General features: G+C 63.8%; 30 protein-coding genes and 1 pseudogene. 10 read left to right on the top strand and 21 right to left on the bottom strand.

Annotated features, from left to right (window positions below; translation table 11 throughout):
• The first annotated feature begins 86 nt into the window (after window positions 1-86).
• Both raiA and ptsN read left to right on the top strand, forming a co-directional pair.
• Window positions 87-671 (top strand): ribosome-associated translation inhibitor RaiA, encoded by a 585-nt coding sequence (raiA, locus tag A9K66_RS00815; protein WP_067004045.1) that lies wholly within the window; start codon window positions 87-89, stop codon window positions 669-671.
• A 60-nt stretch (window positions 672-731) separates the two neighbouring features.
• Window positions 732-1,196: a PTS IIA-like nitrogen regulatory protein PtsN gene (gene ptsN, locus A9K66_RS00810; protein WP_067004043.1), complete on the top strand. Its 465-nt coding sequence runs from the start codon at window positions 732-734 to the stop codon at window positions 1,194-1,196.
• A gap of 118 nt (window positions 1,197-1,314) precedes the next feature.
• On the opposite strand, the gene A9K66_RS00805 is transcribed toward ptsN, so the two are convergent.
• Together A9K66_RS00805 and A9K66_RS00800 are read right to left on the bottom strand one after the other, a co-directional pair.
• Window positions 1,315-1,572: a DUF1150 family protein gene (locus A9K66_RS00805; RefSeq protein WP_067318876.1), complete on the bottom strand. Its 258-nt coding sequence runs from the start codon at window positions 1,570-1,572 to the stop codon at window positions 1,315-1,317.
• 64 nt (window positions 1,573-1,636) lie between these two features.
• On the bottom strand, window positions 1,637-2,062 hold the full coding sequence (locus A9K66_RS00800; protein ID WP_067004038.1) for an Hsp20 family protein: 426 nt from the start codon (window positions 2,060-2,062) through the stop codon (window positions 1,637-1,639).
• 140 nt (window positions 2,063-2,202) lie between these two features.
• Here A9K66_RS00800 and A9K66_RS00795 point away from each other — a divergent pair, with 140 nt between their 5' ends.
• Complete coding sequence (locus A9K66_RS00795) at window positions 2,203-3,147, top strand: nucleoside hydrolase (protein ID WP_067318873.1); 945 nt, start codon at window positions 2,203-2,205, stop codon at window positions 3,145-3,147.
• On the opposite strand, the gene A9K66_RS00790 is transcribed toward A9K66_RS00795, so the two are convergent.
• From A9K66_RS00790 to A9K66_RS00755, 7 genes and pseudogenes are all read right to left on the bottom strand, one after another.
• Entirely contained in the window at window positions 3,140-3,559 is a 420-nt protein-coding gene (locus A9K66_RS00790) for a hypothetical protein (protein WP_067318871.1), read from the bottom strand. The two genes, A9K66_RS00795 and A9K66_RS00790, sit on opposite strands and share 8 nt — an antisense overlap.
• Window positions 3,560-3,628: 69 nt before the next feature.
• Complete coding sequence (locus A9K66_RS00785) at window positions 3,629-4,243, bottom strand: LysE family translocator (protein WP_067318869.1); 615 nt, start codon at window positions 4,241-4,243, stop codon at window positions 3,629-3,631.
• A gap of 91 nt (window positions 4,244-4,334) precedes the next feature.
• Window positions 4,335-5,795, bottom strand: a complete 1,461-nt coding sequence (locus A9K66_RS00780; RefSeq protein WP_067318867.1) for an amidase — start codon at window positions 5,793-5,795, stop codon at window positions 4,335-4,337.
• Window positions 5,792-6,694, bottom strand: coding sequence for a ribokinase (locus A9K66_RS00775; protein ID WP_067004028.1), 903 nt, complete (start codon window positions 6,692-6,694; stop codon window positions 5,792-5,794). Before A9K66_RS00775 ends, A9K66_RS00780 begins: the two co-directional genes overlap by 4 nt.
• 149 nt (window positions 6,695-6,843) lie before the next feature.
• On the bottom strand, window positions 6,844-7,494 hold the full coding sequence (locus A9K66_RS30005; protein ID WP_156750991.1) for a hypothetical protein: 651 nt from the start codon (window positions 7,492-7,494) through the stop codon (window positions 6,844-6,846).
• Between the two features lie 264 nt (window positions 7,495-7,758).
• Window positions 7,759-8,664 (bottom strand): methylated-DNA--[protein]-cysteine S-methyltransferase, encoded by a 906-nt coding sequence (locus A9K66_RS00760; RefSeq protein WP_067318865.1) that lies wholly within the window; start codon window positions 8,662-8,664, stop codon window positions 7,759-7,761.
• A gap of 213 nt (window positions 8,665-8,877) precedes the next feature.
• Window positions 8,878-9,371, bottom strand: a pseudogene (locus A9K66_RS00755) (DUF2244 domain-containing protein).
• 22 nt (window positions 9,372-9,393) lie between these two features.
• Between A9K66_RS00755 and nth the strand changes: the two are divergent.
• Window positions 9,394-10,209: an endonuclease III gene (gene nth / locus A9K66_RS00750; RefSeq protein ID WP_067318863.1), complete on the top strand. Its 816-nt coding sequence runs from the start codon at window positions 9,394-9,396 to the stop codon at window positions 10,207-10,209.
• An 81-nt stretch (window positions 10,210-10,290) separates the two neighbouring features.
• On the opposite strand, the gene A9K66_RS00745 is transcribed toward nth, so the two are convergent.
• The 4 genes from A9K66_RS00745 to A9K66_RS00730 all read right to left on the bottom strand — a co-directional run bounded on the left by A9K66_RS00745 (window position 10,291) and on the right by A9K66_RS00730 (window position 14,060).
• The gene (locus A9K66_RS00745; protein ID WP_067318861.1) at window positions 10,291-11,799 is read right to left on the bottom strand and encodes a tripartite tricarboxylate transporter permease; all 1,509 of its coding nucleotides are present in this window, start codon (window positions 11,797-11,799) and stop codon (window positions 10,291-10,293) included.
• Between the two features lie 10 nt (window positions 11,800-11,809).
• Window positions 11,810-12,271 (bottom strand): tripartite tricarboxylate transporter TctB family protein, encoded by a 462-nt coding sequence (locus A9K66_RS00740; protein ID WP_067318859.1) that lies wholly within the window; start codon window positions 12,269-12,271, stop codon window positions 11,810-11,812.
• 95 nt (window positions 12,272-12,366) lie between these two features.
• Complete coding sequence (locus tag A9K66_RS00735) at window positions 12,367-13,344, bottom strand: tripartite tricarboxylate transporter substrate-binding protein (RefSeq protein WP_067318856.1); 978 nt, start codon at window positions 13,342-13,344, stop codon at window positions 12,367-12,369.
• 260 nt (window positions 13,345-13,604) lie between these two features.
• Window positions 13,605-14,060, bottom strand: a complete 456-nt coding sequence (locus A9K66_RS00730; RefSeq protein WP_067318854.1) for a DUF2214 family protein — start codon at window positions 14,058-14,060, stop codon at window positions 13,605-13,607.
• Window positions 14,061-14,274: 214 nt separating this feature from the next.
• Here A9K66_RS00730 and A9K66_RS00725 point away from each other — a divergent pair, with 214 nt between their 5' ends.
• A complete protein-coding gene (locus tag A9K66_RS00725) occupies window positions 14,275-14,829 on the top strand; it encodes a GNAT family N-acetyltransferase (RefSeq protein ID WP_067318852.1) in 555 nt (184 codons plus the stop codon).
• A gap of 48 nt (window positions 14,830-14,877) precedes the next feature.
• Here A9K66_RS00725 and A9K66_RS00720 read toward each other — a convergent pair whose 3' ends face one another.
• The 7 genes from A9K66_RS00720 to A9K66_RS00690 all read right to left on the bottom strand — a co-directional run bounded on the left by A9K66_RS00720 (window position 14,878) and on the right by A9K66_RS00690 (window position 18,628).
• Window positions 14,878-15,276 (bottom strand): DUF1801 domain-containing protein, encoded by a 399-nt coding sequence (locus tag A9K66_RS00720; protein WP_067318850.1) that lies wholly within the window; start codon window positions 15,274-15,276, stop codon window positions 14,878-14,880.
• Between the two features lie 78 nt (window positions 15,277-15,354).
• A complete protein-coding gene (locus A9K66_RS00715) occupies window positions 15,355-15,804 on the bottom strand; it encodes a DUF1801 domain-containing protein (protein ID WP_067319615.1) in 450 nt (149 codons plus the stop codon).
• A complete protein-coding gene (locus A9K66_RS00710) occupies window positions 15,804-16,037 on the bottom strand; it encodes a hypothetical protein (RefSeq protein ID WP_067318849.1) in 234 nt (77 codons plus the stop codon). The genes A9K66_RS00715 and A9K66_RS00710 overlap by 1 nt, the downstream gene beginning before the upstream one ends.
• Window positions 16,038-16,117: 80 nt before the next feature.
• Window positions 16,118-16,528 (bottom strand): SRPBCC domain-containing protein, encoded by a 411-nt coding sequence (locus A9K66_RS00705; RefSeq protein ID WP_067318848.1) that lies wholly within the window; start codon window positions 16,526-16,528, stop codon window positions 16,118-16,120.
• On the bottom strand, window positions 16,525-16,848 hold the full coding sequence (locus tag A9K66_RS00700) for a metalloregulator ArsR/SmtB family transcription factor (RefSeq protein WP_067318846.1): 324 nt from the start codon (window positions 16,846-16,848) through the stop codon (window positions 16,525-16,527). The genes A9K66_RS00705 and A9K66_RS00700 overlap by 4 nt, the downstream gene beginning before the upstream one ends.
• Before the next feature lie 141 nt (window positions 16,849-16,989).
• Window positions 16,990-17,460 carry a nucleoside deaminase gene (locus tag A9K66_RS00695; protein WP_067318844.1) on the bottom strand — a complete coding sequence of 157 codons (471 nt, stop codon included), beginning with the start codon at window positions 17,458-17,460 and terminating at the stop codon, window positions 16,990-16,992.
• An 82-nt stretch (window positions 17,461-17,542) separates the two neighbouring features.
• Window positions 17,543-18,628, bottom strand: coding sequence for an IclR family transcriptional regulator (locus A9K66_RS00690; RefSeq protein ID WP_245307345.1), 1,086 nt, complete (start codon window positions 18,626-18,628; stop codon window positions 17,543-17,545).
• Here A9K66_RS00690 and A9K66_RS00685 point away from each other — a divergent pair.
• The 5 genes from A9K66_RS00685 (at window position 18,597) to A9K66_RS00665 (ending at window position 23,784) form a co-directional block, all read left to right on the top strand.
• Window positions 18,597-19,562 carry a tripartite tricarboxylate transporter substrate-binding protein gene (locus A9K66_RS00685; RefSeq protein ID WP_067318842.1) on the top strand — a complete coding sequence of 322 codons (966 nt, stop codon included), beginning with the start codon at window positions 18,597-18,599 and terminating at the stop codon, window positions 19,560-19,562. The genes A9K66_RS00690 and A9K66_RS00685 overlap by 32 nt on opposite strands.
• 120 nt (window positions 19,563-19,682) lie before the next feature.
• Complete coding sequence (locus A9K66_RS00680; RefSeq protein ID WP_067318841.1) at window positions 19,683-20,219, top strand: tripartite tricarboxylate transporter TctB family protein; 537 nt, start codon at window positions 19,683-19,685, stop codon at window positions 20,217-20,219.
• Between the two features lie 5 nt (window positions 20,220-20,224).
• Window positions 20,225-21,748 carry a tripartite tricarboxylate transporter permease gene (locus A9K66_RS00675; RefSeq protein WP_067318840.1) on the top strand — a complete coding sequence of 508 codons (1,524 nt, stop codon included), beginning with the start codon at window positions 20,225-20,227 and terminating at the stop codon, window positions 21,746-21,748.
• A 15-nt stretch (window positions 21,749-21,763) separates the two neighbouring features.
• On the top strand, window positions 21,764-22,948 hold the full coding sequence (locus tag A9K66_RS00670; protein ID WP_067318839.1) for a CoA transferase: 1,185 nt from the start codon (window positions 21,764-21,766) through the stop codon (window positions 22,946-22,948).
• Window positions 22,945-23,784: a citryl-CoA lyase gene (locus tag A9K66_RS00665; RefSeq protein ID WP_067318838.1), complete on the top strand. Its 840-nt coding sequence runs from the start codon at window positions 22,945-22,947 to the stop codon at window positions 23,782-23,784. Before A9K66_RS00670 ends, A9K66_RS00665 begins: the two co-directional genes overlap by 4 nt.
• 112 nt (window positions 23,785-23,896) lie before the next feature.
• On the opposite strand, the gene A9K66_RS00660 is transcribed toward A9K66_RS00665, so the two are convergent.
• Complete coding sequence (locus tag A9K66_RS00660; protein ID WP_067318836.1) at window positions 23,897-24,364, bottom strand: NUDIX hydrolase; 468 nt, start codon at window positions 24,362-24,364, stop codon at window positions 23,897-23,899.
• Between the last annotated feature and the right edge of the window lie 141 nt (window positions 24,365-24,505).

The following is a 24,505-nucleotide window of genomic DNA, read 5'->3' as shown; positions in this document are numbered from 1 at the left end:
GCGTGCCGCCGCAAAGCTTGTGCGCGCGCACCACGGGTATAAACTTGGGACAGTTTGAAGCCTGAGCAGGGAAGGTCAGTTTTCAGATGAATCTGCGCATTTCGGGAAAACACATGGACATCGGCGATGCGTTCCGTACGCGCATCAACGATCGTGTCAACGAAGCGATTGAAAAATATTTCGATCGGGGTTTTTCAGGACATGTAACGGTCATCAAAGCAGGGTCGCGCTTCTCGGCCGATTGCATGATCCGCCTCGATTCCGGCGCCTCGCTGCAGGCGACCGGGGACGCCCAGGATCCCACGCTTGCCTTCGAGGCGGCCGCCGATCGCCTCGAAACGCGGCTCAGGCGCTACAAGCGCCGGCTGAAGTCGCACAATTCCAGCAACGGCAACGGCGAATCCACCGACATCGCCTACGCCGTGATGGAGCCGCTCGCCGACGACGAAGAGGAAATCCCGGAGAACTTCGCTCCGGCCATCGTCGCCGAATCGACCGTGACGCTTCGCACCATGTCGGTGGCGTCTGCCGTCATCGAACTCGATACCAAGGACAGCCCGGTTTTCGTCTTCCGCAACGCCGGAAACGACCACGTCAATATCGTCTACCGCCGGCCGGATGGAAACATCGGCTGGATCGATCCGTCGACCACCAAAGTCGCGCAGGGATAAGAAAGCCGGCCGCGCGAGGGGGACGACCGGCGCGGTAGGCGAGCAAGGGATTTTTCAGGCATGGATCTCAGCGATCTCATCAGCGTCCCGGCTATCATGCCGGCGTTGAAGGCGAATTCCAAAAAACAGCTTCTGCAATTGCTGTCGGAGAGGGCGGCGGCGATTTCAGGCATTCCGGAGCGGGAAGTGTTCGACACTATCCTGCAGCGTGAGCGGCTGGGCTCCACCGGCGTCGGCAACGGCATCGCCATTCCGCATGGCAAGCTCGCAGGGGTCAAGCGGATCGCAGGCGTGTTCGCCCGGCTGGAGGCGCCGGTCGATTTCGAGGCGCTCGACGACCAGCCGGTCGACCTGGTGTTTCTGCTGCTTGCGCCCGAAGGCGCCGGCGCCGACCATCTTAAGGCGCTGTCGCGTATCGCGCGCGTGCTGCGCGATGGCGATACGGTGGCCAAGATCAGGGGGACGCGCGACGCAGTGGCGATCCACGCGCTGCTGTCGGACACTCAAGCCTCGCACGCGGCCTGAAGTTTGGGTGAAGCTGGTCTTTGGATAAACCCGGTTTTTGGGATAAAACCTTGAGGGGCCGCCGGGAGCGGCCCTTTCCAATTCAGGCAACGACCCCAAATTCAAATAGTGATTGGGGTCAATGGATGGCGACCGTGGTCAGGTCGTTCTCCAGCGCACCCGCCAGGGCCCGGTCACGGGCATCGGAAAGCAGGATCGGCTGACCGTTGGCGGCAAACAGCGCCCACAGTTCCAGCCCGGGCGCGATTTCGCCGAGGCCGGGGAAGCGGCCGCGCAAATCGTCGCTCGATATTTTCCTCAGATATGCGACCGAACCTTCGCCGAGATGGGCGAATTCGCCGCTGGTCATGGTCAGGGTTTCGTCAATTCTGGTCATTACAAGCCTCCTTGGCGCAAGGACGCCACTTCCGGCCGTCCCGCATTAGAGCCATCGGCAAAGATCAGTCTTTCACCGATATGTTTATTTTCCGTACCAGCCGCTCGGCCTCCGGACGGTCGAGATCGATCGACAAAAGGCCGTTCTTCAATTCCGCGCCGACCACCCGCATGCCGTCGGCCAGCACGAAGCAGCGCTGGAACTGGCGTGCGGCGATGCCGCGGTGGAGGAACTCGCGCTCGGTGTCGTCGGTCTGACGGCCGCGCACGATCAGCTGGTTTTCCTCGGTGGTGACATCGAGGTCGTTCTCTGCGAAACCCGCCACGGCAAGCGTGATGCGCAGCCTTTCCGCCTTGCCGTCCGAGGCGCCCAGACGCTCGATGTTATACGGAGGGTAGCTGTCGCCCGACTTCGCCAGACGTTCGAGCGTCTTTTCCATGGCGTCGAAGCCCAGAAGAAGCGGGCTGGAGAAGGGCGTCATTCGACTCATTGTTACACTGTCCTCTTAAGAGCGACACAAACCGGAAAAACCCGGATGGCATTTTTCCCGATGGTCTTGATATGGTCCGCCGCGCGATCAAGTTCAAGCCGTCAAAACCCCGCCCAAAAAGACTCCCCAAAGGAATTGAAATGCCCCAGTCACGAAAGATCATTATCGACACGGATCCCGGCCAGGACGATGCCGTCGCCATATTGCTGGCGCTCGGCAGCGCCGAGCTGGAGGTCGTCGGCATTACCGCCGTTGCCGGCAACGTGCCGCTGAAGCTCACGGAGAAGAATGCGCGCAAGATCTGCGAGCTCGGCGGCCGGCCCGACGTCAAGGTCTATGCCGGCGCCATCCGCCCGCTGGCGCGCGAGCTGGTCACCGCCGAGGACGTGCATGGCAAGACCGGCCTCAATGGACCCCAGCTGTCCGAGCCGACCATGCCGCTGCAGGAGCAATACGCGGTCGATTTCATTGTCGAGACGCTGATGCGCGAGGAAGCGGGCACGATCACGTTGTGCCCACTCGGGCCGCTCACCAACATCGCGCTGGCGCTGATCCGCGAGCCGCGGATCGCGCCGCGTCTCAAGGAGATCGTGCTGATGGGCGGCGGCTTTTTCGAGGGCGGCAACGTCACGCCTGCCGCCGAATTCAACATCTACGTCGACCCGCAGGCGGCGGATTTGGTGTTCAAGTCGGGCGTTCCGATCGTGATGATGCCGCTCGACGTCACCCACAAGGCACTGACCTCGGCCAAGCGCATCCAGGCCTTCCGCCAGCTCGGCACCAAGGTCGGCACCGCAACCGCCGAGATGCTGGAGTTCTTCGAGCGCTTCGATGAGGAGAAATACGGCACCGACGGCGGGCCGCTGCACGATCCGTGCGTGATCGCCTATCTCATCAAGCCGGAGCTGTTCAAGGGTCGCCGCTGCAATGTCAGCGTGGAGACCAGCTCCGAGCTGACCATGGGCATGACGGTGATCGACTGGTGGGGCGTCACCAAGCGCGAGAAGAACGCCATGGTCATGCGCGATATCGACCACGATGCGTTCTTCGCGCTGCTGGTGGAGCGGCTGGGGCGGCTCAACTGACCGTCAAAGCGGCCAACCAAGCACACGTCGTCATCCGTTGAGCAACCGATAGATGTCGGCGCCGTGCTTGTGGTGCTTGTCGCTCGATGGGAAGGACGGAGCCGACAAGATGGGGTCGCCTCACATCGTCGTCGACAGATATCCGTGTGTTGTCGGCATCAAGGCGCAGATCGTAGGTGTAGTATAGATTGTGGCCGATCGTGCCGTACGGATTGATGGGCTTCACCCTGACGTATTCGACCACGCCCATCACGCGTTGAGTGGCGATGACCGGATTGGCCTGAAGCTCAACGATGGCGATGGATTTCATAGCCGCAAATGCGCAGAAGAAAGCGACGCCGATCACGGCGTCGCTGTACTCATATTGCCAAATAAGCAAGCGATTCCGGAAGGAAACGTTTGACTTGTTCATCCTGAAGTGTGCTGCCAAGCACAATAATTCAATACGCGTCAAAAATAATTGCGACCAGAGTATTCGCTCTCATTTCGCCTTGGAGAACGCCAGCCAGAGCCCGCCGCCGACCAGGAAGCTGCCGCTGATCCGCGACATCAGCTTAACGCGGCTGGCCGAGAGCATGCGCCCGGCGCGGCCGGCGGCAAGCGCGTAGGTCGAATCCGACATGGCGGCGAAGACCATCGCGGTCAGGCCCGTGACCACGATCTGCAGCGTGTAATTGCCCTGTGGCGCGATGAACTGCGGGAAGAAGGCGCCGAAGAAGACAAGCGTTTTCGGATTGGAAATCGCCACCAGGAAACCCTGCAGGAAGAAGCCGCCGCGCGGTTTCTTGGCCGATCCATCGGGGTTCAGGGCTCCCTTGGCGCGGAGCATCTGCACACCCATCCAGATGAGGTAAGCCGCACCGATCAGCCGCACCCATTCGAACCAGTGACCCATGCCGGCGATCAGCGTGTTGAGGCCGATGCCGACGATGGCGATCATGATGGCGAGCCCCGCCTGGGTGCCGGCGACATTGGCAAGCCCGGCGCGCGAGCCATGGCGGATGCTGTTGGCGATGATCAGCGTGACCGTCGGCCCGGGTACCAGGACGATGACGATGCAGGCGACGACATAGGCGGCGTAGAGTTCCAGCGACATGTTTTCCCTCGAACAGGATCGCGCCGACAGGCGCGGAGCGCGATCAATGCACGGAGTTGACGCGGGCGCAAGCGCCAGCCGGTTGAGCCCGTCAGGCAGCCCCCGCCGGCCAGGGCAGCGTCGCCTCATAGGCGGCGCAGGCCTGGAGGACCGCCAGGTCGCCGCGCGGCTGGCCGATCAACTGCATTCCCATCGGCCGGCCCTTGCCGTCGAAGCCGACCGGCACGTTGAGCGCCGGACAACCGCCGAGCGTGGCAAAGGCGGAGACCTGCATCCAGCGGTGATAGCTGTCCATCGGCCGTCCGACGATCTCGCGCGGCCAATGCGTCGAGACCTCGAAGGGGAAGACCTGGGCGGTCGGTAGCACGATGAGGTCGAAGCGCTCGAACAGCGACAGCAGCGTGCGGTGCCATGAGGTGCGCCGGACCGAGGCGGCATGGACCTGGGGCGCGGTAAGGCGCATCGCCTGCTCAACTTCCCAAATGGCCTCCGGCTTCAGCAGCCTGCGCTTTTCCGGATCGTCATAATGCGCCTTCAGTCCGCAGCCGCTGCTCGCCTGGCGCAAGGTGACAAAAGCCTGCCAGAGCGCCTCGAAATCGACATCCGGCACCAGCGTTTCGCTGTGGAACGCGGCGTCCGCGAAGCGGGCAAGGGCGGCCTCGCACAGGTCGAGAATGCCTGGCTCCATCGGCAGATGGTCGCCGAAATCGCCGAGCCAGGCGATGCGGCCGCCGGTGGCTTTCTCCCGCAGGCCTTCGAGAAACGAGCCCTGCTTGTCATGCGACAATGGCGCCCGCGGATGATAGCCGGCCTGCTCATCGAGCAGCAGCGCGATGTCGCGCACATTCCGGCCCATCGGCCCTTCGACGCCCATCTGGGCGTGGAAGACATCGATGTCGGGGCCGGCCGGCACCAGCCCTTGCGAGGGGCGGAAGCCATAGACGTTGTTGTAGGCCGCCGGATTGCGCAGCGAGCCGCCGAAATCGCTGCCGTCGGCGACCGGCAACATGTCGAGCGCCAGCGCCACCGCAGCGCCGCCGCTCGAGCCGCCGGCGGTGAGCGTCGGATCGAAGGCATTGAGCGTCGGACCGAAGACCGGATTGTAGGTGTTGGAGCCCAGCCCGAATTCCGGAACATTGGTCTTGCCGATGATGATGGCGCCGGCCTTGCGCAGGCGCTCGACGAAGAAATCGTCCTCTTGCGGGACGAAATCGGCGAAGATCGGCGAGCCGAAGGTTGTTCTTAAGCCCTTGGTCAGGGCGAGGTCCTTGATGGCGATCGGCAGGCCGAACAGCGATCCGGCCGCGCCGCCCCGTGCCAAATGGGCGTCCGCCCTGTCGGCTTCCGCCAGGATATCGGCGCGCTCGCGCAGCGACACGATGGCGTTGACCAGCGGGTTCACAGCATCGATGCGGTCGAGAAAGGCGCTGACGACCTCGCGCGCCGACAGACGGCGCTGCCTGATCGTGTCGGTAAGTTCTACGGCGGACAAGCGACAGATGTCGCTTGCCGGCGGCACGGCGTGTTTCGTCGACGGGCGAATCGCCGTCACCGCGCGGCCAAGGCCGCGTCGACATCCTTCGGCAGCGGAATCGCCGGCTGCGCACCCGGCTTCAAGCAAGCGAGCGAGCCTGCCGCCGCGGCGCGCGTGAGCGCCTGTTCGAGCGAAAGGGCGGACGACAGGCCGGCGCCGAAATAGCCGCAAAAGGTGTCGCCGGCGCCGACCGTGTCGACCGGAGTTATCTTCAGTGCCGGGACGGTGAGGAAATGGTCGGGAGTGGCGGCCAGCACGCCGTCGCCGCCGAGTGTCACGACGATGGCGCGGCCTGTCTTTTGAGCATAGTCGCGCATCCGCGCCTCCCGGTCGTGGCCGGTGAGCGCCAGCGCCTCGCCATAGAGGTCGAACTCGGTCTCGTTGGCGACGGCGTAGTCGGCCTTGCCGAGAAAGCCCGCCGCCTCGGGGCGGAAAGGCGCGGTGTTGAGCACGCTGACGGCACCCGCCGCGCGGGTTGCATCGAGCGCCGCTTCGACCGTGGGCAGCGGGATCTCGTGCTGCAAAAGCACGACATCGCCCTTCTTCAGATACGCCTTCGCGATGTCGCCGGGCAGTACAGAATCGTTAGCGCCCGGCACGACGGCAATCACATTCTCGCCGTCGGCACCGACCAGGATGAGCGCTGTGCCGGTGGAGGCGAAGCTCTCGCCGACGCCGGAAAGATCGACACCGCCGGCCTTCAGCAGCGCCAGCGCTTCGGCGGCAAAGCTGTCCTTGCCGACGGCGCCGACCATGCGCACCTCAGCGCCCGCGCGGGCCGCGGCCAGCGCCTGGTTGGCGCCTTTGCCGCCGGGAGCGGTGGCAAAGCCGGAGCCGCGGACCGTCTCGCCGGGTTCAGGCAAACGGTCGACATTGGCGATCAGGTCGAGGTTGATCGAGCCGACGATGATGATCAAGAAAGGCCTCCTGCACGAGCGGGCGAGCCTTCGATCGAAGGCCGATGCCGCAAGTCCTTGCATTTACGCAGTTGCTTGCGCGGGAGGCTAGCCGCAAAGACCGTATATTGCCAGATCAAGCCGGTTGTGCGCCGCGCCGGCCCACAGCATCATTCGCAGCGCACCGTCACCGTGCCCTGGTAGTTGCCGGCCGGGAAGATGCCCGGCGATTTCGTGGCCGTGAGATCGACCTGGATGGTGTGAGTGCCGTTGGTCACCCGCTGCGGCGAACTGCCCGGGATGTCCGAGCCTGAGCCATCGAGGCGGAAGACGGTGGCGAAGGTGACGTCGGTGTCGCCGCCGCTCGGCGCGGACGTGAAGGCAATCGGCGCCGGTGCCGAGACGGAATAGCAGTCGAGCAGGTTGAGGATCGTGCTGATGCTCCAGCCTTCGTTAGCCCATCCAGTCGATGCGGCAGCGGAGGTGGTCGCGGGATTGGGAGCAGCCACGCTTCCCGTCTGGCCGTCGGCGCCGAGACCCATCTTGAGCAGCTTCAATTCAAGCTGCAGGCGCTCGACCTCGAGTTCGTAGAGGCGGCCGCAATCGACGCGCTTCGGCGTCCGCCCGATCGGGACCACCACGCGGCCGTAAGTGGCGAGGTCGCTGTTCGACTGGCTGTTGCTGTTGCCGCGGATGACGCCGACGTCCAGATAGGCGCCGCTACCGGAAACGGCCGAGCGGCAGGTCGTGCCGTCGGAAGCATGAACCTCGTCCTGGCCCTGGGGCAGGGTGACACCGGGCAAGGTGAAGCCCGTCTGCAAGCGTCAGAACCTGCGATGCCCGAAGAACTTTCCGCATATCTGTGCCCTTAGCAAATGCGGCTCAATACAGAGGTATCATCCGTTTATCGCGGTTAATTTAGCGTTAAACAAGATAACGACTGCAAACAATTCAAAAATACAACCGGCGAAACCTGAGGTTGCCTCGGTTGCATTTCCCGATATTTCGGATGTATTGTTTCGATTATACTTACCTATATTCAGATCCACGGTTTTTCGCAATGGCGCGCGGAAAAAAACGAGGTTTCAGGACGCCATTTGTCCCGACTCCCAGCCGAGGATGGCGCGCTTGCGCGTCAGTCCCCAGTGGTAGCCGGTGAGGGCGCCGGACTTGCCGAGCGCACGATGGCAAGGAACCACGAAGGACATCGGATTGGCGCCCACCGCCGCACCGACCGCCCGGCTGGCGCTCGGCGCGCCGATGCTTGCCGCGATCGAGGAATAGGTGCAGGCCCTGCCCATCGGAATGCGCAGCAGCGCCTCCCAGACGCGCAGCTGGAAATCGGTCCCGATCATCACCACACGCAGCGGCTGGTCGGCGCGCCATCTTGTCGGATCGAAGACGCGCGCGGCATAGGGCTGGGTGGCCGACATGTCCTCGACGTAAGCTGCGTTCGGCCAGCGGCCGGACATATCGGCGAAGGCAGCCCGCTCGCCGCCGGCGTCGCAGAAGGCCAGGCCGGCCAGCCCGCGATCGGTGACCATGATCAACGCAATGCCGAAGGGCGAGATATGATAGCCGTAGCGGATGGTCAGGCCGGCGCCACGGGTCTTGTAGTCGCCGGGTGACATCGCTTCGTGCGTGACGAAGAGGTCGTGCAGCCGGCCGGGGCCCGACATGCCGAGCTCGAACGAGGTTTCGAGCAGCGGCATGCCGGAATCAAGCAGCCTGCGCGCATGGTCGAGCGTCACCGCCTGCAGAAAGGCCTTAGGCGACAGGCCGGCCCAGCGCGTGAACAGTTTCTGCAGGCCCGTCGGCGTCTCGCCGACCGCCTCGGCCAGAACCTCCAGCGAGGGCTGGTCGCGATAGTCGAGGCTGATCTTCTCGATGGCGCGGCGCACGATTTCGTAGTCACTGCCCACGGGCGTGATGTCGTTCTGCAGGATCGCTGACGGTTCCATCCGGGTATTCATGGTCATCTGGGCGTTCATGGCAATATCTCCCATGGCTATCTGCTCGGCCGCGAATATCGGTCTTCCCGCGCAATGCCACCACCCGAAACTTGCCTTCCTCCGGCCCCTACCCAGATCGAGCAGGCTTCGAGCCGAAGGGCGATGACAGCCGGCGAAAAGATAGATTTGACCGGGGTAAGGCAGACCTTGCTGATGACGCTCTACGGCGAGGCGCCGGAGCGCCGTGCCAGTTCAACGCGCCCTGGCGGTCGCCAGTGCGCGCGAAAAGGCAGCAGCAAAGCTTTCGCGGGAACCGGGATCCAGGAAAGACCCGATCGAAACGCTTTCGCCTTGCGCCTCGACGGCCATGTTGGTGATGCCGATCTCGGCATGGCGGGCGATCGAAAAGCGGGCCCAGAACGGGTTGAAACGATGATCCTCGAAGCGGCCCGACGGCGCCGTTTTGCGGATGTCAAGCCTGGTGCGCGAGACCGATATTTCCTCACGGGCGCGGGCCGCCCGGTAATTGACGCGAAAGGCGATGTAGACGGCGACCACGTCCAGCCCCAAGAAGCCGAAGACCGGCCATGCGCCATGTGCCAGGAAGATCGCGCCGGTGATCGCCAGCCGAACATCAGCGCGCCCATCAATATCAGAAAGCCGGTCCGACCGAGGGAGCGATGCGGCGTCAGCAGGGCCTGGAAGAATGGCTTGTCGGCTTCGAACGAGGCGTTTGTGTCGCTCATAGGGAAATATTATAGGAAGGGAATGGCGCCGCCCAAGTCCAAAAACTCCTTCCTCGTCAAAAAGCCGTCAGCCTCCGCCTCAGGCGGCAGTGCGAAAGCAAAGACGCCGTCCCGGAAGGGCGGGCTGCGCTCGCTCTACACGCCCGCCGAGGTGCATGAGATCTTCCGGCGTTTTTCCGTGCAGCGGCCCGAGCCGAAGGGCGAGCTCGACTATGTCAATCCCTTCACGCTGCTGATCGCGGTGGTGCTGTCGGCGCAGGCGACCGATGCCGGCGTCAACAAGGCAACGAAGCCGCTGTTTTCGGTCGCCGATACACCGCAGAAGATGCTGGCGCTCGGTGAGGCCAAGGTCGGCGACTACATCCGCACCATAGGCCTGTGGCGCAACAAGGCCAAGAACGTGGTCGCGCTCTCGAAGGCACTGATCGACGACTATGCCAGCAACGTGCCCGAAGATCGGGACGAGCTGGTCAAGCTGCCGGGCGTGGGACGCAAGACCGCCAATGTCGTGCTCAACGTAGCCTTCGGCCAGCACACGATGGCGGTGGACACGCATATCTTTCGCATCGGCAATCGTATTGGATTGGCGCCCGGCAAAACGCCGGAACAGGTTGAGCAGGGGCTGATAAAAGTCATCCCCGCCGAATACATGCGGCACGCCCATCACTGGCTGATCCTGCATGGCCGCTATGTCTGCAAGGCGCGCAAGCCCGACTGCCCGGTCTGTGTCATCGCCGATATCTGCAAGTCCAAGGAAAAGACCACCGACCTGCCGGCGCCGCTGATCGAGCTCGCGCCGCTCGACGAAACTGAGGACCGAGCGATTGGTGTCAGCTAGGCAGAGTGTAGCGGATGATGCCAGCCGACGGCGCCTGCGGCCAAAACGCCGAATTCGAAAATCGCAACGAAATTCAATGACTTAATTTTCCTCCACAAACACCTCTTCACGCTTCTTCTTGACCGCGGGCAGGAAGACGATGACGAGCACGGCGAGCGCGATGAAGAGCAGGCTGGCGCTGATCGGTCTCGTCACGAAGGTGCTCGGGTCGCCGCGCGACAGAATCATGGCGCGACGCAAGTTTTCCTCAAGCAACGGGCCGAGCACGAAGCCGAGCAGCAGTGGCGCGGGTTCGCAGCGCAGCTTGGTCAGGAGGTAGCCGAGCAAGCCAAAGAAGGCGACGGCGTAGAGGTCGTAAACATTGGTGTTGACGCTGTAGACGCCGATCGAGCAGAACGCCATGATGATCGGAAACAGCACGTAATAGGGGATCGTAAGGAGCTTCACCCAAAGCCCTATCAGCGGCAGGTTGAGGATGATCAGCATCAGGTTGCCGATCCACATTGAGGCGATGATGCCCCAAAACAGCTCCGGCTGTTCGGTCGCGACATTGGGGCCGGGCACGATGCCCTGGATGATCATCGCGCCGATCATCAGCGCCATTACCGGATTGGCCGGAATGCCAAGCGTCAGCATGGGGATGAAGGAGGTCTGCGCGCCGGCATTGTTGGCCGATTCCGGCCCGGCGACGCCTTCGATGGCGCCCTTGCCGAATTCCCCCGGTTTTTTCGATACGCGCTTTTCGACCGTGTAGGAGGCAAAGGCTGCAAGGATCGCGCCGCCTCCCGGCAGGATGCCGAGCGCCGAACCAATGATCGTTCCGCGCATGATGGGCGCGGCCATGCGCCGAAAATCTTCGCCGGTGGGCATGAGGCCGGAGACTCTTCGGATCAGCACGGAGCGCTCATGCTCGTTCTCGAGGTTGCGCAGGATCTCGGCGACGCCGAAGACGCCGACCGCTACCGCGACGAAATTCAGCCCGTCGGCATATTGCGTGATGCCGAGCGTGAAGCGCGGCGTGCCGGTATAGATGTCGGTTCCGACGATGCCGAGCAGCAGGCCGAGCACAACCATGGCTAGCGCCTTGACTATCGAGCCGTGGGCGAGCGCGACGGACGAGACGAGGCCGACGACCATCAGCGAAAAGTACTCGGCCGCGCCGAATTCCAGCGCCATCGCCGTCAGCGGCGGAGCAAAGATGGCGACCAGGAAGGTCGACACCGTGCCGGCAAAGAACGAGCCTATCGCCGCGATCGCGAGTGCCGCCCCGGCGCGGCCGTTCTTTGCCATCTGGTAGCCGTCGATTGCGGTGACGGCTGACGAGGATTCGCCGGGCATATTGATGAGAATGGCGGTGGTGGAGCCGCCATATTGCGCGCCGTAATAGATGCCGGCGAGCATGATGAGAGAGGAAACCGGGTCGCCTATCTGGAACGTAATCGGCAAGAGCATGGCGATGGTTGCGGTGGCGCCGATGCCGGGCAGGACGCCGATCAGCGTGCCGAGAAGGACGCCGATCAGACAGAAACCGAGATTTGTCAGCGATGTCGCCGTCGAAAAGCCGAGCACCAAGTTGGCGAGGAGCTCCATGGTCGTCTCCTCACAATGGCAGCCACGGGCCAAAGCGTCGGAACGGCAGGCCGAGTGCGTAGCTGAAGACGAGCGACGCAAACAGCGTCAGGCCGGCCGATAACACGAGCGCGGTCAGCGGTTTCATGCGGGCGCTGGCAAAGGATGCGATCAGCGCCGTCAGGAAGATCGACGGGATGAAGCCGAGACCGCGCACCGTCAGGCCGAAGAAGATCGGAGCGGGGAGGATGAGCAGCATGCCGCGCCACGCAATGTGGCCGATCGCCTCGCTCTCGAAGCGCACAGCCTGGACGAGGATGATAACGCCGAGCAGAAGCAGCACTATCGCCAGGACCAGCGGGAAATAGCCCGGTCCCATGCGGAAGGCGCTGCCGATTTCGAGGCCGAGCGACTGCAGCGCGAAAAATGCGCCGAAGGCGATGAACAGCGCGGCGCATATGCCGTTGGTCGTGTCGATTGCGAAGGGCTTCATCACGTTCCTCTCAGGTGCGCACCCCGGGCGCGCCGTTGCAACGCAAAACGGGGCCGAAGCAAAAACGGGGCGCCGATCTTGCCCCGTCCAAAACCTCAGTCGGCGTACTGGCCGGCGGCTTCGATGATCGGCTTCCAGCGCCCGATCTCGCTTTCAAGCTTGGCCTTCAGCGCCGCCGGTGTCGCGTCGGCTTCGGGCGACGGCTTGGTGCCGAGTTCGGCGAAGCGGGCGGCGACGTTCTGATCCTTCAGCGCGACCTGCAGCGATTTCGACAGGCGTTCGGTGATCTCGGCCGGCGTACCCTTTGGTGCGTAGAGGCCGTGCCAGATGCTCACCTGCACCTCGGGAAGGCCGCCTTCCGTCGTCGTTGGGACGTCCGGCAGCACATCGAGGCGTTCCGGCGAGGTGACGGCATAGGCCTTGATCGTGCCGCCCTGGATCTGCTTGGTGGTGTTGGTCGTCTGGTCGCACATCATGTCGACCTGGCCGCCAAGAAGATCGGTCATGGCCGGGCCGGTGCCCTTGTAGGGCACGGTGACCAGCGGCGTACCGATAGCGCTCATGAACAGCATGCCGCACAAATGCGAGGCCGCACCGATCCCGGCATTGGCGACGGTGACAGTATCCTTGTTGGCCTTGGCGTACTCGACCAGTCCCTTCAGATCGGTCGGCTCAAGGTCCTTGCGGCCGACGACGGTCATTGGCACCTCGGTGACGAGGCCGACATATTCGAAGGCGTTGAGCGTGTCGTATGCGAGCTTTCTGTACAGCGTCGCGCTGGTCGCCATGCCGATGTGGTGGAGGAGCAGCGTATAACCGTCCGGGTCAGCCTTCGCGACGCGCCCCGCGCCCAGCGTGCCGCCGGCACCGCCGACATTTTCGACGATGACCTGCTGGCCGAGATCCTTCGACATGGCTTCGGCGATGAGGCGTGTGACCGTGTCGGTCGGGCCGCCGGCCGCAAACGGCACCACAACGGTGATGGTGCGTTCCGGATAGGTCTGCCCGCCCGCGGCGAACGGATAAAGCGTGACGGCCGCTGCGGCAGCCAGAGCGGCAACAAATTTTCTCATTGTGACTTCCTCCCAGAGTATGAACCTCCAGCCACCGCGCGAAATTCCTCTCGGCGACGGCTGTGGATGCAATAGCAACTAGTGCAGGCTAGCAGATTGCAATCGGACTCAAACGGCAAACCGCGATTATCTACAAATCACCCGCAAGATGGATGGAAAAGATCTGGGTCGGATGATGGATCGCGGGATGTCGACATCTGACGACGGTACGTTGGCGGATGCCGGTTGCTGCCCGATCCCTGCTCTTCCTCGGTTCTATTCTAATAACCGTAGCCGCGCGCCATCGCCGCCGCAAAGACCGGGATGAGCAGGAAGATGAAGCCCTCGGCGCGGACATAGTTCTTCACCGAGGCGAGCTCCGCCGCCGGAACCGAGAAGGATGGATTGCCGCTCGCCTGCCTGCTCCAGGAGATGAAGCGCACGGTCGGGATGATCGACAGCAGGCCGACGATGATGAAGGCCATCATCTTTGCCCAGAACACCCAGTTGAAGACGTAGAACTCCCAGCCTTTCAGGCCGAAGAACACCCGGCAGATGCCGATGATGACGATCAGCGCGGCGATGATGCCGTAGTGGCGGTCGATGCCGACAACGCGCTTGAGCGTCGTCGCCCCCAACTCGCCGCGCACCAGCACGAACTCGGCGCCAATGATGCCGGCCAGCGAGAACACCAGAAGATGATGGGCGATCGCCAGCAGAAGGTCGGTGGTGTCCATTATCTTTCCTCGTTTTCAGACGGCGCCGCGATATCGCTGAATCAGCTTCGTCCCAAGACTAGCATCGCCTGTCGAGAATCCCACACGCCGAAATGTCAGCCGGTCAATGACCGCGCTCATCTACTTGCGTCGCTGGAGGATGCCCCGGGCGATCCTGGCCCTTGTTCGAACGTGCAGGTTTGCTAAGCGCTGCCGCTCAAAGGAGAGGACTGCGATGAGCGTTGCAAGCGAAGCCGGGGTGCCGATCCTCGAGACGGCGCGGACCGTCCTGCGGCCGCACCGGCTCGACGATTTCGAGACCTATGTCGCGATGTGGGCGGACCCGGGGGTCACCCGCTTCATCGGCGGCAAGCCGCGCACCCGCGAGGAAAGCTGGATGCGTTTCCTGCGCCATGCCGGGCTGTGGTCGCTGCTTGGCTATGGGTTCTGGGCGATCGAGGACAAGGCGACTGGCCGCTTCCTCGGCGAGGCCGGCTTCCATGATCTGAAGCGCGAGATCGAGCCCTCGATCGAAGGCGTGCCGGAAGCCGGCTGGGCTTTAGCTTCGGGTGCGCATGGCCAGGGGCTTGCAAGCGAAGTCGTCGGGCGCATCGTCGCCTGGGGTGACGAGGCGTTCGGGCGAGCCAGAACCGTCTGCATCATCGATCCCGAAAATGGCGCCTCGCTCAAGGTCGCAGATAAGAACGGCTATCGCGAAATCCTGCGGACCACCTATCACGACAAGCCGACGATCCTGCTGGAGCGGTGGGCCGGAGAGGCAACAGCCTAGAGGGCAATGCCGGGTTCGTCCGCCTCCGGTGCTGACGCGCTTCTGGGATCAGCGTTTGGCCTTGGACCTGTTCAGGGCCACCGCTGCTCGCACGAGAGCCTTGAACGCTTCCTGGTCGATCTCCTCGCCTTCGCGAAAATCGATGGCGCGCCTTGTGTTGCCTTCGAGGCTGGAGTTGAAGAGACGTGAGGGATCCGGCAGCGCCGCGCCCTTGGCGAAGGTCAGCTTGACGACGGCCTTGTAGGTCTCGCCGGTGCAGATCATTCCGGCGTCCTCCCAGACCGGCACGCCGCGCCACTTCCATTCCTCGGTGACGTCCGGATCGGCATCCTTAATCAGGGCGCGCAGCCGGCCGAGCATCTCGCCCCGCCAATCGCCCAATTCCGCGATACGGCCATCGATCAGCTCGGAAGGAGACTTGCTTTCCTGCACGCCGATTTTCTCCATATGTGTCCTCCTTCAACACCCGCTAGACGGATCGCCATGATGCCTCGTCGGGCGGACCGTGAGTGACCGATAATGCGCTTACATTCGTTCGCCAGGCAATTGACTTGCCTGTTTCACCCAGGAGACGAATTGCGCTTCGTCGAGCTGGTCGTCCTCATGGATGTGAAAATAGCGCGTGTCCTTGCTCTTGGATTCGCCGGGCGGCACCGGCGTCAGCGACATGCCGCGAAAGAAGGCCACTTTGACGTATCTGGTGAAACAATGAATGCCGAGAAACCAGCCTTCGCCGTCCATGCCGTAAAACGGCGAGTTCCATTTGACGGCCTTCTGCGCGTCGGGGACGGCCTGCATGATGAGTTGGTCGAGCCGGCGGCCTAGCTCGCTCTTCCAACCCGGCATCGCCGCGATATAGGCCTGCACGGGAGCGTCACCATACCCCTTGGCGATCTGCGGGTTGCCGCCCGAAAGCAGGACGGGTTTTTCCCCCGACGGCCTGGCTGCAACCTTTGCCGATTTCGCTTTTGCCATCAGGCCGGTCCGGCGCGCTCGCGCGCCGGCCCACCGCGCCACCTTGCGGCATGGGGCAGCACGAACATGTAGAGGCCGCTGAACAACAGCAGGAAAAGCGGCAGGAACGGCGAATAGACCACCCAGGCGGGCGGCTCGCCCAAGGCCATGGCGACGAAGTTGGCGATGACGGTCACGGTAAAGATGATCGACAGCCAGCGATGCAACTGCCTGATCCACTTGCTCCAGTCCAATGCTTCCTCCTCTGAAAGATCCAATGAACGCTGGGCCTACCAGCGCGCCAGGCTGCGTCATCTGGATGAGATTGCCGCCCTCACTCGATCCGCGAAAGCACCTGCTCCAAGGCCGAAAAGAACCTCGGCCAGCCAACGGTGGCGCCCCGGAAATACGGCTCCTGGTCAGTCCGGAAGCCCGTCTGCTCCATGCGCAGGCGAGTGCCGGCGCCGGTCCGGGTGAGCGTCCATGTGACGACGCTCTCTAGATCCTTGGTGTCCCATGTGTAGGAAAGCGTTTTGTTTGGCTCGACTGTCTGGACCTGGCACTCGACACCGCCCCAGTCCGCGCTCAGTTCGAAACGGTGGTCTACGACCGGCTTGAAGTTGTTCTTCATCAGCCACTCCTCGATGAGATGCGGCTGGGTCAGTGCCCGCCAGATTTTTTCCGGCGGATAGGGAATCTCGCGCTCGACGACAACGGAGCGCGTTCCGGCCGGCATATCGTTCATTGATCCATCCTCTGCAGCAGATCCTCGAGATCGTCGAACCGGCTCTCCCAGAACCCGGCCATATCGCGAGTCCAATCCATTAGCGGCGCCAGCGCGCCAAGCTGTGGGCTGTAATGGGTCTGGCGACCCTCGCGGCGGTCGCGCACCAGTCCGGCTTGCTTGAGCAGGCCGAGATGTTTCGACACCGCCGGCTGCGAGACACCGGCCTCAGCCGTCAGCGCGCCGACCGTCTGCTCGCCTTGCCGGCACAGACGCTCGAAGATGGCGCGCCTTGTCGGATCGGCAAGCGTCCGGAACAGCATATCGTGTGCGTTCGTCATCTGGATCGATAACTCAATGGCTATTGATTGACGTATAACCAGTGAGATATGTGTGAGTCAAGCAGAGCCTAGAGGGCGGAAGCTTAGGGCGGACTGGGTCACCCTATCCTTGCGGACCCGTCCCCAACATCCGCTTCCGCGTCAGCGCTTCCAGAACTCGCGGTGTGGTGCGAGCAGCTCGTCCGCGACTTCGGGGAAGGGGCCAAACACCTCGATCTTTTTCTGCCCGGAGTCGAGCACGGCGCGCGAAGAAAGGCTCATCGTCGGATTCTCCGCGTGATCGCCGGTGAGCGCCAGAAGCTGGGTCTCCTCGAAGCCGTAAACCAGCCGGCCGATATTGGCCCAGTAGAGCGTTCCGGTGCACATCGCGCAGGGCTCGCCGGTTGAGACGAGCGTGCAGGTCCAGAGAAACTCCGGCGAATAGGCAGTCGCCGCGCGTCGCGCAAGTTCGGTTTCGGCGTGATGGACGGTGTCGATATTGCCTTGGCGCATGAGGATGGCGTCGTCGGGGCCGACCAGCACCGCACCGAATGGATGATGACCGTGCGCCGCCGCCTCGCGCGCCGCGGCGTCGGCGGATCGGAGATGGGCGAGCATCTGATCGCGGGTCATGGCAAAACCTATCGCGCCGCCATCCACCCGATGAGCGGCCCTTCGAGCCGAGATTGGTGCCAAGGGACGCGATTGGCAAGAGCTAACCGTCGCTTGAGCGTCCACCTGCCCGAAGCTCGGCGACATTGGCCTGCTGCGTGCCGGAAACTCGAATTTGATGCTCGCCAAAACCCGGATCCGTTGTGGACTCCGGCGGCGTGTCGGGGCTTGCCGCATCCAGCATGGATGCATCTTCGCCAAAAGCGCGGGTGGCGCGGGCGGCAGCTTCGAGCAGCGGCCGCTTCATGCGGGTGAGGAAGGCCGCGTCGACCCGCGTGTTCGGACCGGCGAGCGTGAGCACGCCGAGCAGTGTCCGTCCCGGCCCGAAGACAGGGGCGGAGATGCCGGCAGTCTGCGGATCGCGGTCACCGATTGAAATGTAACTATAGGTTTTCCGGATCGTCTCGTAAGGCTCGCCCTGTTCTCCCGAGAAAGCGGCCAGCACCCGGCCGCCGGAACCAACCAGCAAGGGCAGCACGTCACCTTCCCGTATCGTGTAACGGATCGGGTGCTTGGACTCGACTCGGTAGAGACAGGTGCGCACGTCGCCCGAGCGGACATAGAAGGCGACGCTTTCCCAGCTCCGCTCGGAGAGATCGCGCATGATCGGCAACAGGATATCCATCGCCACGAGCGAGCGCTGGTAAAGCGCGCCAAGCCTGAAGGTCGCCGGTCCGATGCGATAGCGTCCGTCCTCCAGGCGCTCCAGCAATTGCCCGCGCATCAGCGAGTTGGCCAATCTGAGGATCGTGCTCTTGTAGAGACCGGTGCGGGCCGCGATTTCGGCGAGGCCGAGCGACCGGTCGGCAATGGTGAACGCGTCGAGGATGGCGATTGCCCGGTCGAGCGCGGCAACGCCGTCGGCCGGAGCCTGGCTTGGAGGGAGGTCTGTCATTGCGGTGACGATTTCATCGTGGTCGCCCATCCGGGAATGACCCTGGACATGCGGATTTAGTCCGATCCTATGCGTTCTGTCCAGCAGAATGGCATTCCCGTTGACAGAACGCGGTAACAAATGCTTGAACTCGAATGCGGGTCTTAATTCAGGCCACGTCTTGGCAGGCACCGGAGGAGGTGTCGTGATTTGGAGGAATCCCATGCTGAACAGACGCAGATTCTTGTCGACCACCGCCGCCGGCTTCGCGGCTTTGCATTTCGGACCCGCCTTTGCGCAGGACGCCCCGCAAATCCAAATTTTCGTGCCGGCGGCCCCCGGCGGCGGCTGGGACCAGACCGCGCGCACGATCGATCAGGTGCTGCGCTCCGAAAAGCTGATCTCCGGCTCGCAGATCACCAATGTCGGCGGCGCCGGCGGCACGGTCGGCCTGCCGCAATTCGTCAACCAGTGGAAGGGCAAGGGCAACGCGCTGATGGTTGCCGGCATGGTCATGGTTGGCGCCATCATCGCCAACAAGGCCGCCAACAATCTCACCGAAGTGACGCCGATCGCGCGCCTCACCGGCGAGTTCGAGGCGCTGGTGGTGCCGGCAGCCTCGCCGTTCAAGACGGCCAATGATTTCGTCGCGGCGCTGAAGGCGGATCCGACGAAGGTTCCGGTGGCCGGCGGTTCGGCCGGCGGTTCCGACCACATCCTTTTCGGCCTGATCGCCAAGACGGCCGGCGTGCCTGCCGCCAACCTGTCCTATGTGCCGTTCGCCGGCGGCGGCGAGGCGCTGTCGGCGCTGCTCGGCAACCAGGTCGCGGCCGGCATTTCCGGCTACGGCGAATTCTCCGAGCAGGTCAAGGCGGGCGCGCTCCGGCTGCTGGCGATCTCGTCGGACAAGCGCCAGGAAGGAATCGACGCGCCGACATTGAAAGAGGCCGGCATCGACGTCGAATTGTTCAACTGGCGCGGCGTCTTTGCACCCCCCGGCGTTTCCGACGAAGACAAGGCGGCGATGATCAAGATGGTCGAGACCATGGCGAAGAGCGAGGCCTGGGCGACCGAGTGCAAGAACCGCAACTGGACGCCGATTCTGCTGACCGGCGACGATTATGCCAAGTTCGTCGCCGAGGACACGACACGCATCGGCGCGATCCTCAAGGATCTCGGCCTCGCCTGATCGCCTCCTGCCTGATCTCGAAGGAGGCTGCATCGCCTTCTTCGAGACAGCGGACATGCGACGGTTCAATGAAACTGCGGCGAAGCCGGCAGTGTAAGGCCGGCTTCCGGGAAGGAGATCATGAGCACCAGCGACCAGCAGGCGTCACCGCCGCGCCTTGCCATACCCGAATTGCTGATCGGCGTCGGGCTTCTTGCCTGCGCCGGGGCCGTTGCCTGGCAGACCCTGGCGATCCCGGTTTCGCCGCTCTATTCCAAGGTCGGCCCGAAGGTCTTCCCCTACATGACCATGGCCGGCATGGTGATCCTGTCGCTGCTGCTCATCGTTGCCGCCCTGCGTGGCGGCTGGCAGCCGGACGAGGAAAAGGAGACGCCGACCGATTGGAAGGCGATGGGTTTCGTGGTCGCGGGGCTCGTTGCCAATCTCGTGCTGATCCAGCCGCTCGGCTTCACAGCCGCCTCGGTGATCATGTTCGTGCTGGTCTGCTTCGGCTTCGGCAGCCGGCATCCGCTGCGCGATGCGCTGCTCGGCCTGATCTTGGCGCTGGCTGCCTATTTCGGATTCGCCAGAGCGCTCGGCGTCAACATCGGGGCCGGCCTGATCGAGAACCAGCTCAACGCGTTGATCAGCGCCCTCGTCGGCATGGGAAGGGGCTGAGGACGATGGACACGCTCGGTTATCTCGCGCACGGATTTGCGGTCGCCTTCACGCCGACCAATCTCTTGTGGTGCCTGCTCGGCACGACGCTCGGAACCGCGATCGGCGTGCTGCCCGGCCTCGGGCCGGCGCTGACCATCGCGCTGCTTTTGCCGATCACCTACCAGGTGGCGCCGGAAGCTTCCTTCATCCTGTTTGCCGGCATCTATTACGGCGCCATGTATGGCGGCTCGACGACGTCGATCCTGCTCAATACACCGGGCGAAAGCGCCACCATCGTCACCGCGCTCGAGGGCAACCGGATGGCGCGTTCGGGCCGCGGCGGCGCGGCGCTCGCGACTTCCGCGATCGGCTCGTTCGTCGCCGGGACCCTCGGCACGCTGGGCGTCGCCTTCCTGGCGCCGATCGTGGTCAAGCTGGCGCTGGCTTTCGGGCCGGCGGAATATTTCTCGCTGATGGTGCTCGCCTTCATCACCGTTTCGGCGGTGCTCGGCTCGTCCTCTGTGCGTGGGCTTACCAGCCTGTTCGTCGGCTTCGTCATCGGCATGATCGGCGTCGACCTGCAGACCGGGCAGCCGCGCTTCACCTTCGGCATGGGCGAGTTGCTCGACGGCGTCGACGTCATCATCGTCGCGGTCGGCCTCTTTGCGGTCGGCGAGACTCTCTACGTGGCCTCGCGCCGCTATGCCGGGAAGGACGAGATCGTGCCGCTGAGGGGCTCGCTCTACATGACTGCTTCCGAATGGGCGCGCTCGTGGAAGCCGTGGCTCAGGGGCGCGGCAATCGGCTTCCCGATCGGCGCCCTGCCCGCCGGCGGGGCCGAGATCCCGACCTTCCTGTCCTATGCCATCGAAAAGAAGCTTTCCAAGCACAAGGAGGAGTTCGGCACGGTCGGCGCCATCGAAGGCGTCGCCGGGCCGGAGGCTGCCAACAACGCGTCGGCTGCCGGCGTGCTGGTGCCGATGCTGACGCTTGGCCTCCCGACCTCGGCAACGGCGGCGATCATGCTGTCGGCCTTCCAGAGCTACGGCATCAATCCCGGACCGCTGCTGTTGACGACGCAGGCCAATCTCGTCTGGGGCCTCATCGCCAGTCTCTTCATCGCCAACGTCATCCTCGTCATCCTCAACCTGCCGCTGATCGGCCTGTGGGTACGATTGCTCAAGATCCCGGCGCCGCAACTCTATGCCGGCATTCTGGTGTTCGCCACCGTCGGCACCTACGGCATCTCGCAGTCGCCGATCGATCTCATCATCCTCTATCTGCTGGGCGCGGCGGGCTTCCTGATGCGCCGCTTCGATTTTCCGACGGCGCCGGTCATCATCGGCATGATCCTCGGGCCGCTCGCCGAGACGCAGTTCCGCCGGGCGATGACGATCGCCAATGGCGACTGGACGGTGTTCTACCGGCACCCGCTCTCGCTGACGCTTTTAACGCTCGCCTTCATCGGTCTGGTCGGCCCGCATATCTGGGCCTGGATCGAACGCCGGCGCACGCGCGGACCAGAGCATGTGCCGGGCGATGCCTGACCGATCTGGAGCATCATGACAGACCTGCTTTCAGGCATACGCGTCCTCGACCTCACCAATGTGCTGGCAGGTCCTTACTGCGCCTACCAGCTGGCGCTGCTCGGCGCCGACGTCATCAAGGTCGAGGCGCCGCCGGGCGGCGATCTCGCGCGCCAGCTTGGCGCCTCGCCGGAGCTCAACAAAGCCGGCATGGGTGCATCCTTCCTGGCGCAGAACGCCGGCAAACGATCGGTGGTGCTCGACCTGAAGCAGGAGGCCGACCGCGAGCGCTTCCTCGACCTGGTCGCAACGGCGGACGCATTGGTCGAGAATTTCCGGCCGGGCGTGATGGATCGGCTCGGCCTCGGCCACGAGAAGCTGAAGGAGGTTAGGCCAAGCCTCGTCTATTGCGCGATATCGGGTTTCGGCCAGACCGGCCCGATGCGTGGCAACCCAGCCTATGATCAGATCATCCAGGGGCTGTCCGGGATCATGAGCATCACCGGCACGCCGGAAACGGCGCCCCTGCGCGTCGGCTATCCGGTCGCCGACACGCTGGGCGGACTGGTCGGGGCCTTCGCCATCGCTGCGGCGCTGGTGCGGCAGAAGACCAGCGGCGAAGGCGCCTTCCTCGACGTGTCGATGCTCGAATGCACGCTGTCGGCCTTGGGATGGCCGGTGTCGAACTATCTGACGGCGGGCGTCCAGCCTCAAGCCATGGGCAACGAGAACATGACGGCCGCGCCCTCCGGCGCGTTCCGCACCGGCGAGGGCCTGCTCAACATCGCCGCCAACAAGCAGGAGCAGTTCGTGATCCTTTGCGGCTTGATCGGCCGCCCAGACTTGGCTTCGGATCCGCGCTTCGCCGAACGCGAGACGCGCAAAGGGAACCGGGCAGCGCTGAAGCCGCTCATCGAGGACGCGCTTGCCGGCGCTCCTGCGGCGGTCTGGGAAGAAAAGCTCAACCGCGCCGGCGTGCCGGCCGGGCGGGTGCTGACGATCCCGCAAGTGCTGCAGGAACGCCAGGTCATCGAGCGCCGCATGACGACGCGCTTCCAGGAGATACCGGGAATGGACAACCCGCTCACGGTGGTGCGCGGCGGCTTTATGGTCGACGGTGCGGCTCCCGTGCCAGCCGGCCCTCCGCCACGTCTTGGCGCGCATATGGACGACGTGTTCGCCAGCTTGCCGGCGCGCGGCAAGGGGAGGGCGCGGGCATGAGCGCGGACAAAAAGACCGGCCGCGACCGCGGCGAGGAGTGGTGGCGGACCGGCATCATCGAGATGCAGCCCGGCGTGATCCGGCTGCGCGGCTACCAGATCCAGGATCTGATCGGCCGGGTCAGCTTTCCGGCGATGATCTGGCTTATGCTGCGCGGCGAATTGCCGGGCGACGATCAGGCGGCGCTGCTCGGCATCGCGCTCGGGGCCGCCGTCGACCACGGCCCGCAGGCGCCGTCGATCGCGATCGCGCGCATGGCGGCGACCTGCGGCGTCGGCATCAACAACGCCATGGCCTCCGCCATCAATGTGCTGGGGGACGTGCATGGCGGGGCCGGCGAGCAGGCGCTTTCCTTCTATGGCAACATCGCCGCCGCAATGGATGGTGGCGCGAGCCTCGCCGAAGCGGTGAGTGCGCGGCTCGACCGGTTCTTCGCCGAGGAAAAGGGCTACGTGCCCGGCCTCGGGCATCGCTTCCACCCGATCGATCCGCGGGCGCCACGCCTCATCGAACTGACGCGCGACTTCGCCGGTCGCGGCGTCGTCAGCGGGCGCTTTGCCGACATTGCCGAGGCGATCGAGGCGGAGGTGGCGACACGCAAGGGCAAGACGATCCCGCTCAACATCGATGGCGCCACGGCCGTCATCTATGGCGAGCTTGGCTTCCCGCCGCCACTGACGCGCGGCCTCTTCGTGCTGTCGCGCTCGGTAGGCATACTGGCGCATGCCTGGGAGCAATCACAGGAGAGCGACCGCAACAAGGGACCTCTGCCCAAAGAATGGCTGTGGGCTTATAGCGGCACCCCGGCACGGCCGTTTCCTGGCGACTCTGATTAGAGCGTTTCACCGTTCCACGGAAAACGGCGAACCATTCCATCCATTTTGTTGTGACGGAATTCCTGACGGACAGCCGTGTCACGCTTTCGTGGAATTGCGCCAGGCCATCGTCTTACGCCGGATCGGTCGCCAAGGCCGTCAAATCCCTCAGCAGCGTGGAAAGCTCGGGCTCGTCGATCAGCAGGGCCGCATCGGCCGCCGGCAGCCAAGCCCGCTGACGGTTCACGGCCTCCCGCCAGTCGGCCATCTCCTCGCTGACCTCGAGCAGGTAGACGACCACGTCGACACGGACGAAACGGCTGGCCATGCGCTTCCAATAGGAGTAGCCGCCGGCAGGCTGCTTCAGCGCCTTGCCCAGCACGCCCGCCTCTTCCTGGGCCTCGATCGCGGCCGCCTTGCGCCCGCTCTTGCCCTTCATCGGCCAGCCCTTGGGCACAATGAAACGTTTGGTCGTGCGCGAGGTGACCAGCAAGACTTCAAGCTGGCCGTCGCCGCGTAGGCGAAAGGGGATGGCCGCCACCTGGCGGATCCGCTCTCCCTTCTTTGCCCTGCGTACTGCTTTCTTCTTGGCTGCTGCCATCCCCAAATCCGATCAAAGCGGCATTCCTGCCGTACGCTATCCGCACGGCAAAAATCTCGCTCCTGCAAATCCCAAAACCGCCGCCCATGCAAGGCGGACGCCGCCGACAGTAAGTCGGCTAAGTAAACCCAAAAAAGAAAA

Origin of the sequence: Mesorhizobium sp. AA23, from assembly GCF_001672435.1 — a bacterium.
Taxonomy (GTDB): Bacteria; Pseudomonadota; Alphaproteobacteria; order Rhizobiales; family Rhizobiaceae; genus Mesorhizobium.
Note: the sequence above shows the minus strand (reverse complement) of the source record. Positions and strands in the feature narration are given on the sequence as shown.

Excerpts from the sequence above, each read along its gene's own strand:
- raiA (WP_067004045.1), top strand. The coding sequence starts at position 87 with ATGAATCTGCGCATTTCGGGAAAACACATGGACATCGGCGATGCGTTC.
- ptsN (WP_067004043.1), top strand. The coding sequence starts at position 732 with ATGGATCTCAGCGATCTCATCAGCGTCCCGGCTATCATGCCGGCGTTG.
- A9K66_RS00805 (WP_067318876.1), bottom strand. The coding sequence starts at position 1,572 with ATGACCAGAATTGACGAAACCCTGACCATGACCAGCGGCGAATTCGCC.
- A9K66_RS00800 (WP_067004038.1), bottom strand. The coding sequence starts at position 2,062 with ATGAGTCGAATGACGCCCTTCTCCAGCCCGCTTCTTCTGGGCTTCGAC.
- A9K66_RS00795 (WP_067318873.1), top strand. The coding sequence starts at position 2,203 with ATGCCCCAGTCACGAAAGATCATTATCGACACGGATCCCGGCCAGGAC.
- A9K66_RS00790 (WP_067318871.1), bottom strand. The coding sequence starts at position 3,559 with ATGAACAAGTCAAACGTTTCCTTCCGGAATCGCTTGCTTATTTGGCAA.
- A9K66_RS00785 (WP_067318869.1), bottom strand. The coding sequence starts at position 4,243 with ATGTCGCTGGAACTCTACGCCGCCTATGTCGTCGCCTGCATCGTCATC.
- A9K66_RS00760 (WP_067318865.1), bottom strand. The coding sequence starts at position 8,664 with ATGAACGCCCAGATGACCATGAATACCCGGATGGAACCGTCAGCGATC.
- nth (WP_067318863.1), top strand. The coding sequence starts at position 9,394 with ATGGCGCCGCCCAAGTCCAAAAACTCCTTCCTCGTCAAAAAGCCGTCA.
- A9K66_RS00745 (WP_067318861.1), bottom strand. The coding sequence starts at position 11,799 with ATGGAGCTCCTCGCCAACTTGGTGCTCGGCTTTTCGACGGCGACATCG.
- A9K66_RS00740 (WP_067318859.1), bottom strand. The coding sequence starts at position 12,271 with ATGAAGCCCTTCGCAATCGACACGACCAACGGCATATGCGCCGCGCTG.
- A9K66_RS00735 (WP_067318856.1), bottom strand. The coding sequence starts at position 13,344 with ATGAGAAAATTTGTTGCCGCTCTGGCTGCCGCAGCGGCCGTCACGCTT.
- A9K66_RS00730 (WP_067318854.1), bottom strand. The coding sequence starts at position 14,060 with ATGGACACCACCGACCTTCTGCTGGCGATCGCCCATCATCTTCTGGTG.
- A9K66_RS00725 (WP_067318852.1), top strand. The coding sequence starts at position 14,275 with ATGAGCGTTGCAAGCGAAGCCGGGGTGCCGATCCTCGAGACGGCGCGG.
- A9K66_RS00720 (WP_067318850.1), bottom strand. The coding sequence starts at position 15,276 with ATGGAGAAAATCGGCGTGCAGGAAAGCAAGTCTCCTTCCGAGCTGATC.
- A9K66_RS00715 (WP_067319615.1), bottom strand. The coding sequence starts at position 15,804 with ATGGCAAAAGCGAAATCGGCAAAGGTTGCAGCCAGGCCGTCGGGGGAA.
- A9K66_RS00705 (WP_067318848.1), bottom strand. The coding sequence starts at position 16,528 with ATGAACGATATGCCGGCCGGAACGCGCTCCGTTGTCGTCGAGCGCGAG.
- A9K66_RS00700 (WP_067318846.1), bottom strand. The coding sequence starts at position 16,848 with ATGACGAACGCACACGATATGCTGTTCCGGACGCTTGCCGATCCGACA.
- A9K66_RS00695 (WP_067318844.1), bottom strand. The coding sequence starts at position 17,460 with ATGACCCGCGATCAGATGCTCGCCCATCTCCGATCCGCCGACGCCGCG.
- A9K66_RS00685 (WP_067318842.1), top strand. The coding sequence starts at position 18,597 with ATGCTGAACAGACGCAGATTCTTGTCGACCACCGCCGCCGGCTTCGCG.
- A9K66_RS00680 (WP_067318841.1), top strand. The coding sequence starts at position 19,683 with ATGAGCACCAGCGACCAGCAGGCGTCACCGCCGCGCCTTGCCATACCC.
- A9K66_RS00675 (WP_067318840.1), top strand. The coding sequence starts at position 20,225 with ATGGACACGCTCGGTTATCTCGCGCACGGATTTGCGGTCGCCTTCACG.
- A9K66_RS00670 (WP_067318839.1), top strand. The coding sequence starts at position 21,764 with ATGACAGACCTGCTTTCAGGCATACGCGTCCTCGACCTCACCAATGTG.
- A9K66_RS00665 (WP_067318838.1), top strand. The coding sequence starts at position 22,945 with ATGAGCGCGGACAAAAAGACCGGCCGCGACCGCGGCGAGGAGTGGTGG.
- A9K66_RS00660 (WP_067318836.1), bottom strand. The coding sequence starts at position 24,364 with ATGGCAGCAGCCAAGAAGAAAGCAGTACGCAGGGCAAAGAAGGGAGAG.